The sequence below is a fragment of the Streptomyces sp. NPDC048473 genome (assembly GCF_043200155.1).
Taxonomy (GTDB): domain Bacteria; phylum Actinomycetota; class Actinomycetes; order Streptomycetales; family Streptomycetaceae; genus Streptomyces.
The window spans coordinates 1-7,104 of sequence record NZ_JBICXE010000120.1 but is presented as its reverse complement, the minus strand read 5'-3'; the positions used below and the strand labels follow the sequence as shown (position 1 = coordinate 7,104).

General features: G+C 67.1%; 9 protein-coding genes and 1 pseudogene. 9 read left to right on the top strand and 1 reads right to left on the bottom strand.

Features of this window, described 5'->3' with window-relative positions:
- The 9 genes from ACGFU7_RS47225 to ACGFU7_RS47185 form a co-directional block, all read left to right on the top strand.
- The coding region (locus tag ACGFU7_RS47225; protein WP_393704911.1) for a hypothetical protein at positions 1–225 on the top strand (225 nt) is incomplete at its 5' end.
- Between the two features lie 22 nt (positions 226–247).
- Positions 248–712 (top strand): response regulator transcription factor, encoded by a 465-nt coding sequence (locus tag ACGFU7_RS47220; protein WP_393704909.1) that lies wholly within the window; start codon positions 248–250, stop codon positions 710–712.
- A complete protein-coding gene (locus tag ACGFU7_RS47215; protein WP_393704908.1) occupies positions 709–1,242 on the top strand; it encodes a hypothetical protein in 534 nt (177 codons plus the stop codon). Before ACGFU7_RS47220 ends, ACGFU7_RS47215 begins: the two co-directional genes overlap by 4 nt.
- 11 nt (positions 1,243–1,253) lie before the next feature.
- The gene (locus ACGFU7_RS47210; protein ID WP_393704906.1) at positions 1,254–1,829 is read left to right on the top strand and encodes a hypothetical protein; all 576 of its coding nucleotides are present in this window, start codon (positions 1,254–1,256) and stop codon (positions 1,827–1,829) included.
- 56 nt (positions 1,830–1,885) lie between these two features.
- Positions 1,886–2,485, top strand: coding sequence for a hypothetical protein (locus ACGFU7_RS47205; RefSeq protein ID WP_393704904.1), 600 nt, complete (start codon positions 1,886–1,888; stop codon positions 2,483–2,485).
- Positions 2,486–2,574: 89 nt separating this feature from the next.
- Positions 2,575–3,375, top strand: a complete 801-nt coding sequence (locus tag ACGFU7_RS47200) for a hypothetical protein (RefSeq protein ID WP_393704902.1) — start codon at positions 2,575–2,577, stop codon at positions 3,373–3,375.
- 12 nt (positions 3,376–3,387) lie between these two features.
- A complete protein-coding gene (locus tag ACGFU7_RS47195; RefSeq protein WP_393704900.1) occupies positions 3,388–4,929 on the top strand; it encodes a B12-binding domain-containing radical SAM protein in 1,542 nt (513 codons plus the stop codon).
- Positions 4,926–5,579 carry a dTMP kinase gene (tmk, locus tag ACGFU7_RS47190; protein ID WP_393704898.1) on the top strand — a complete coding sequence of 218 codons (654 nt, stop codon included), beginning with the start codon at positions 4,926–4,928 and terminating at the stop codon, positions 5,577–5,579. The genes ACGFU7_RS47195 and tmk overlap by 4 nt, the downstream gene beginning before the upstream one ends.
- The gene (locus tag ACGFU7_RS47185; RefSeq protein ID WP_393704896.1) at positions 5,576–6,019 is read left to right on the top strand and encodes an NUDIX domain-containing protein; all 444 of its coding nucleotides are present in this window, start codon (positions 5,576–5,578) and stop codon (positions 6,017–6,019) included. The genes tmk and ACGFU7_RS47185 overlap by 4 nt, the downstream gene beginning before the upstream one ends.
- 214 nt (positions 6,020–6,233) lie before the next feature.
- Here ACGFU7_RS47185 and ACGFU7_RS47180 read toward each other — a convergent pair.
- A pseudogene (locus ACGFU7_RS47180) lies at positions 6,234–6,395 on the bottom strand (IS630 family transposase); the annotation flags it as partial.
- Between the last annotated feature and the right edge of the window lie 709 nt (positions 6,396–7,104).

The window sequence follows — 7,104 nt, the reverse complement described above, 5'->3', positions numbered from 1 at the left end:
CTACAACACAGACTGCCGCCCACGACCAGCACGAGCACCCCGAAACCAGGTCACGCCACCCCGCTGACCAGCCACTTCAAGATGGCGGAGCTTCATGGATTTCATGTGCTGGCCGCCGAAGGCGTGGCTGACCAGTTGGTGCGCCGGACGATCGTGGACACGCCCATTGTGCGACGGATTTCCGACCACTTGCCCTGCTACGCAGGCATCACACCGCTCGCCTGACATCTACCAGAGGAGATTACAGGTGACCACCGCGTCGACGGCCTGCCTCACCCCCCGTCAACACGACGTCGTACGACTCCTGGCTGACGGGCTGCTCCCGGCTCAGATTGCCGACACGCTCAACCTGAGGACCACCACAGTCCGCGAATACAAGGACGTAGCTGCACACAGGCTCGGTGTCCACGGAACACCGGCCCTGGTTCAAGCGGCATACGAGTCCGGTGCCCTGGGCCAGCCTGAGCCTGCCCCTGACGCCGACGACGGGCCGATCTGCCTACCCGATACTCAGCGCGAAGTCCTCGCTCTGCTTGCCAAGGGTATGACCGTCGGAGAGATGGCCGACCACCTTCACTGGCCGGAGCACGTTGTGCGCAAGGATGCGCGCTCCTTGTTTGCTGCCCTAGGGGCCAAGAACCCCGCGCACGCCATCACCAGGGCGTGGCAGCTCGGATTCCTCGGGGTGCCGGATACGGGGCGGCTGTCGTGACCGAAGTCGACCCCGACGACTGGCAGTACGAGGGCCCGCCTCGAATTCGCCCCAACCCGGGCAACCGCCTGGCAGCTCTGCGTCGGAGCTTTTACGACGAGAGCGTCGCAGCCAGGAAGTCCCGCGGCCGGCAAGTCTGCATCACGACGTACGTACTGGCCCAGGACCGCAGCACTATCGAGACGTCCTGCGGTGAACTCCTGGTCTACGCACGCCATATGGGGTGGCGCACCGCCAGAAGGCACTTCACGGATGTGCTCCGCGACACCCCGGCTGGTGATACACAGCCGTCGTTGTCCGATGCCGTTCGCTACGTGGGCTGCGGGTATGCGCACGGCATCCTCATGCTCGGCCGGAGCTCGATCGCGTCCATTGACGACGAGTACGAGGCACTACTGCACTGGCTGCACATCCGGTGTTCGTTCATCGCCTTCATCCCCCCGGCCTTCATAAGCAGACTCGGCCGCGGCCCACGCATGACCCCCGGGGTTGCCCCGCACCCCCGGGCAGGTTTTACCCCGACTACCTGAAAGGGCACCCAATGGACGTCACACTCCCCCTCTTCCTCGAGGAACTGCTCAGCCAAGGCCGAGAACCGGGCGACGTGCCCAAGATCCTTGCCGCGGACACCGATGGCTGGCTCGCACCACTAATCTCCAGCCTCGCCAGCATGGTGAACGGCATGCCCGACGCGCCCACTGGTGCGTTCCTGGCTCACGGGTATGCCCACCTTCCGCTTCCGGCCCGCGACGAGCGCGGAATCTACCTGCGCTTGGCCTTTCGGACCGGTATGACGCCGTGGCCGGTCGCCGCTACATCGGTCGTCCTCACGGTTGCTGGAACCGTCGCTCTGGAGATGTACCAGCGGCCCGAGGACGTTGCAGCCGGGCGCCCACAGTATGCGCGCAGCTTCGGCCCCGAGCAGGTCTTCGCCGCGCACCCGGGCACGCTGTGCGCGTTGCAAAGCACCGCCGACAGCATGCAGGTGCTCGCCATGACGCAGCCCGAAGCCGTCCCAACCGGGATGCTGACGTTCAACGAGTACTCCGTGGTGGCCCTGCGTGCCCGCAGGGCGCTGAGATGCCTTGTGAACGCCAGTACGGGCGGTGCCTGGTGAACGCTACGAGTTGGCTGGACAACGTTCCGTCCCTGGACACGCCCGATCTGCGTGCCGTGCAGGACATCAGCCGTGCTCTGCTGGATCGGCTCGCTGAGGATACGAAGTTGCTGACCCAGCTGATCGACGAGATCCCCCTCGACGCGGAGCGGCTTGCGAACAGTCGTGTGACCCTGCTCCTGAACCGGCTGTCGCTCTATCACGCGCCCGATCGCGGGTTCGAGATCCGCATGAACATGAACCCCCGCCTGGATAACCAGCTCGTCCCGCACGACCACTGCTACCCGTTCGCCACGCGCATCCTCGCCGGCGGGTACGTGCACGTGGTGCGCCGTCGCACCGACGAGTGGGAGGGACCGATCAGCGGCACCGACCTGGAGCCGGCCATCGTGACCATCGAGCGGCCGGGCAGCGCTTACACCCTGGGGCACCAGATGGTGCACCAGGCCGTGATGGAGCCGGACACGGTGACGCTGTTCGTCCGCGGACCGCGCCGCAAGAGCGCTTCGAACGCGGTCGCTGAATTGATGCCGTCGCGAGACGCCTGGCCGACCGCTGCCGAGCCCGATCGGGAGCCCGCCGAGTCCAGGCCCGCAACGTTGCACGAGTACCGCATGATGCGCAGCTATCTGGCCCGGCGCCACCTCATCCACTGAACTCGCTCCGCTTCCCGCGGCCGCGCGCGCAGACCCCCCTCGACGCGAGAGGCTACGGCGCGACAACCGCACAACACGAGGAGCACCCCATGAGCGTCCTGACGGCCGATCACCCCGCCTGGATCGAGACCGAGGCCGGTGGCCGCGCGCGAGCCGTGCACGCGGCCACGGGCGTCTGGGTCCTGTCGTGGGACCGAAACGGCCTGCACATGAACTGCGTGGACGGTATCGAGGACGTGAAGCCGACGTTCGTCACCACCGATCCCACTTGCCTGCCCAGCAGCGTCCCCGCCGAGCTCAAGGCGGGGCTCGATGACCTCGGTGTCACGCGGCGACTCGCCAACCCGTGGCTGTGGGACGCGATCACCACGGCGATCCTGCGTCAGGTCGTGCGAGCCGGGCAGGCCCGCAAGCTCTACCGGGAGTGGTGCAAGACCTACGGAACCACGGTCGACAGCCCCTTCGGTGACCTTGCCGTCGCTCCCACGGCCGGGCAGGTTCTGGCTCTGGACGATGAACAGTTCGCAGCCGTCGGAGCGAAGTTCCACCGCAGCGTGTTGCAGGCCGCCGCCCAGCACTACGAGCTGCACGCCGTCGACTGGCTCTGTATGGACGCCCCCGAATTGGTTGGCGCGCTGACGAGCGTTCCCCGCATCGGTCCGTGGACCGCTGCGGCAGCCGCGGCCGACGTCACCGGGGACTTCAGTGTCTACCCGCACGACGATCTCGCCGTGCGTACCTGGGCCGCGCAGATCGCGCCCGGTTACGCCTGGCCGGACAAGAAGGACAAGGCGTTCGGCCCGATGTGGACCGGCATGGCCGGCCCCGACCGCACCGCCCTGCACACTCTGACCCTCTCCACCCTCACCTGGGGCTCTCATGCCCGCTGACCTGGAGGACCCATGCAGTTACCGCTGATCACCGGTGCCGATCCGGCCCGCACGCTCGACGCCCTGTTCGTCAACGCACCGCTGCGGAACTACGACGAGCGGCCACGGGCCAACGACTACACGCTGCCCGTACTGGGGATGGCATACATCGCCACGTACGCGCAGAAGGTCGGCGGCTTCAACGTCGGCGTACTCGACGCCGAAGCGCACGGGCTTGGCATCGCGGAGACAGCGAAAATCGTCAACGACGCACAACCCCGGTGGGCGGCGATGAACCTCCTCGCCCCTACCTACGAAATGTCGGCGCGCATCGCGGCCAGCCTGGACCCGGCCATCGCCCTGATGGTTGGCGGGCACCACGCCAAGGCCATGCCCGACCGCGTTCTCGCCGACCCGCGCATGGCGAACCTGCAAGCCCTCGTCCTCGGCGAAGGTGAACTGCGGGTCGCCGCGCTCCTGGAAGACCACCAGCACCGCCGTGAACTGCCCGCGGTGCTGTGGCGCGACCGCCTGCTCGGCACCCGGGCAGTCGGCGTCCCGGTCGGCAAGCCGAATCCGCAGATGCTGGGGCCGGACATCAACGCCCTGCCGTACGTGAACCGCGCGTTCCTGCCCCAGGACCCCCACCAGGCCGCGCCCACCGAGACGGACCGGCGCCTGGCGGTGAGCCGCGGCATCGACCTGCTCAAGGAGGCTGCCCGTAACGGTCACATGGAAGCGAACATCGTCGGCAGCCGCGGCTGCCCGTACAACTGCACCTTCTGCGGTGCCGCCGTCAGCGCCAATCCTGATCTCACCATCCGAGTCCGTGACCCCGAGAACATCATCGGCGAGCTGGACGAGCTGCACGACGAGTACGGTGTGACCGCCTTCCGGTTCGTCGACGACCTTTTCCTCGGCGCCTCTCGCGTCATCAAGACGCAGATGGAGGCATTCACCCAGCACCGGATCGGTGAGCGGTACGTGTGGGACGCCACCGGACGCATCAACGTCCTGGACCGGCTCGCCGACAGCGAATTCGAACGCCTCGTGGAGAACGGCTTGCGCGAGGTCGCCCTCGGCATCGAGTCCGGCAGCGACCGCATCCTCGACGCCATGGACAAGCGCATCGACGCCGAAATGACCGAACGCGTCGCCCGGCGCCTGGTCGCGCACGGCATCGGTGTGAAGGGGTACTTCATCCTCGGCTTCCCCGGTGAGACCCACGACGACATCGAGGCGACCGTGCGCCACATCCGCAATCTCTGGAGCATCGCCGACAGTAACCCCGGCGACGTGCGGGCCAGCGTCTTCGAGTTCCGCCCCTACCCCGGAACCCCCGTGTGGAAGACCCTCACCGACGCCGGCCACGATCCCGACCGCCTCCTCGCGTACGGAGACGTCGACCTGACCGCAGACGGCGCCGACGAGTCGATGCGCCAACGCGACGAGTTCAACTTCTCCGTCGGCATCCAGTTCGGCGACGTTCCCCTGACCACGGTCCGTTCAACGCTAGCCACGCTCACCCGCGAGCAGCACGAACGCAACCAGACGGCACAGGGGACCGCAGCATGAGGCAGCGACGCGGACAGCTCGTGACCCTTGACGGCCCCAGCGGCGTCGGAAAGTCGACCACCATCGAGGCCCTTCGCGAAGAGATGGCCACACGCGGCATCGTCGTCCGCCAGACCGTGGAACCCTCCACCAGCGCCCTCGGCGTTTTCACCCGCCAAAACGCCGACCACATCCACGGCCATGCCCTGGCCTGCCTTGTCACCGCAGACCGGTACGCCCACATCGAGAACGAGATCCAGCCCGCGCTCAGTGCCGGTGACACCGTCATCTGCGACCGGTACCTCGCCTCGACGCTGGTCTTGCAGCAACTCGACGGCGTGCCGCTGGAGTTCCTGCTCAACCTGAACGAACACGTGCTGATGCCGGACCTGGCGGTGATCCTGACCGCGTCTCCCGGCCTCATCGCCGACCGGATAGCCAGGCGCGGAGTCCAGCACCGCTTCCACCTTGACCCAACCATGCCCGTCCGCGAAGTCGACCTCTACGCCGAGACCGCCCAGACCCTCACGGCCAAGAACGTGAAGGTGCTGGTCCTGGACAGCAGTGCTGCCACCCCATCGGAGGTCGCGTCCAGAATCGCCGACGCGATCCCCGAACCATCGGTAGCGTCGGCTGTCCCACCGCGACCAACAACCCCCCAAGGAACATGAATCCGCAACCCGCGCAGCCCGTCATCGACACCCACGTCATCCTCCGCAGCGGTGACAAACTGCTCTTCTCTCAGCGCGGCGGCCCCTATGGCTACGGGCGCTGGCACATGCCGTCCGGCAAGCTCGACCGGGGTGAGCCCCTGAGCGTCGGGGCCACGCGGGAGCTGCTGGAGGAAACCGGCGTCACCGTCAATCCGGAACATCTGCGGCTGGTGCACATCGTGCACCACAAGCAGAGCGACGCCGTGGAAAGGATCGGGTTCTTCTTCGAAGCCACCGAGTGGAGCGGGGAACCCGTCAACAAGGAACCGGAGAAGTGCCTCGGCCTGCAGTGGTTCAGCGTGCACGAACTGCCCGAGGACATCATCGAGTACCCGAAGGAAGGGCTTCTCGGCTATCTACGAGAGGATGGCGTTCTGGCAGAACACAACTGGAAGTAGCACCAGAGCACGACGCGTATGTTGGCTCCGGCCCTGCAGGAAATACCAGGCCGGAGCGGACATCCACTACGCGGCGACGTCCACCAGCCCGTCAGCCGCGCCTCGGCGGCCGTGCGCCCATGCCCGCTCTGCGATGCCGTTGCGCCGGTCGACGTCCGCGAGGAGCCGGCCCACTCCGTCCCGCAGGCTGTCAGCAGTGACCTTCTGTGGTGACCAGGAACTTCTTGAACTCTACTGCTCGGTGGCGGCGGTGGAGTTCGCCGACGACGGTGCCGTCGGCGATGTTGAAGGCGGCGAACAGGCTGGTGATGCCGTGCCACAGGTAGTCGTGGGTGCGACGCTCGGGCATGCCCGGCATCATCGGCAGTACCGGCTGGGGGCCGCCGGCGGTGACGGCGGTCTGGATGGCGTCCAGGGCGTGTGCGACATCGAGGAGCCGGTACGCCTGGGCGCGGCTGATGCCGAACTCCTTCGTGCAGTACGTTTCCCACGAGGTGAAGCCGAGAGGTGCCCAGACGCGGGCCGCGTGCGCGTCACGGACCCTGGCGGCGAGCACCGCGACGGAGCGCCGGACGTCGTCCATCGCTTCGCGCAGCCCAACTGTCATCTCCCGGGCCTGCGCCGTGCTCAGCGGTCGCGGGGCTGGTTCGGCGGCGACGTCCTGGTCCTCGTGGTGCTCGCTCTCTCCAGCGTGCGCCGTGTCGGCAGGCCGGGCCAGGCCTTTGCGGAAGCCCGGGGCGCGGACAGGCGTCGGCCGTCGCGGTTCGTGCCCCCCTGTTCGTCGTTGGGCCTGGCATGGATCTCCCGCGCATCATCGAGGGCCTCGTCGGCTTTGGTGATTCGAGAGAGGACGGTCAACGGCCGAATCGGGTGGAGGCGCCTTGCTGGCGGGCCAGTTGCAGGGTCTTGTTCCAGGCGCGTTTGATCTCTGGCTCGGTCTTCCAGTACATGCTTCCTAATGTTGTTGTCCAGCGGCTGTGGTCGCAGGGAGTGTGACCTCGTAGCACCGTCGGTCACGAATAAGGGCCCACAGGACGTTGACTCGTCGGCGGGCGAGGGCGAGCACTGCCTGGACATGCTTCTTG

Coding starts and splice junctions, on each gene's coding strand:
- ACGFU7_RS47210 (WP_393704906.1), top strand. CDS start 1,254: ATGGACGTCACACTCCCCCTCTTCCTCGAGGAACTGCTCAGCCAAGGC.
- ACGFU7_RS47200 (WP_393704902.1), top strand. CDS start 2,575: ATGAGCGTCCTGACGGCCGATCACCCCGCCTGGATCGAGACCGAGGCC.
- ACGFU7_RS47195 (WP_393704900.1), top strand. CDS start 3,388: ATGCAGTTACCGCTGATCACCGGTGCCGATCCGGCCCGCACGCTCGAC.
- tmk (WP_393704898.1), top strand. CDS start 4,926: ATGAGGCAGCGACGCGGACAGCTCGTGACCCTTGACGGCCCCAGCGGC.
- ACGFU7_RS47185 (WP_393704896.1), top strand. CDS start 5,576: ATGAATCCGCAACCCGCGCAGCCCGTCATCGACACCCACGTCATCCTC.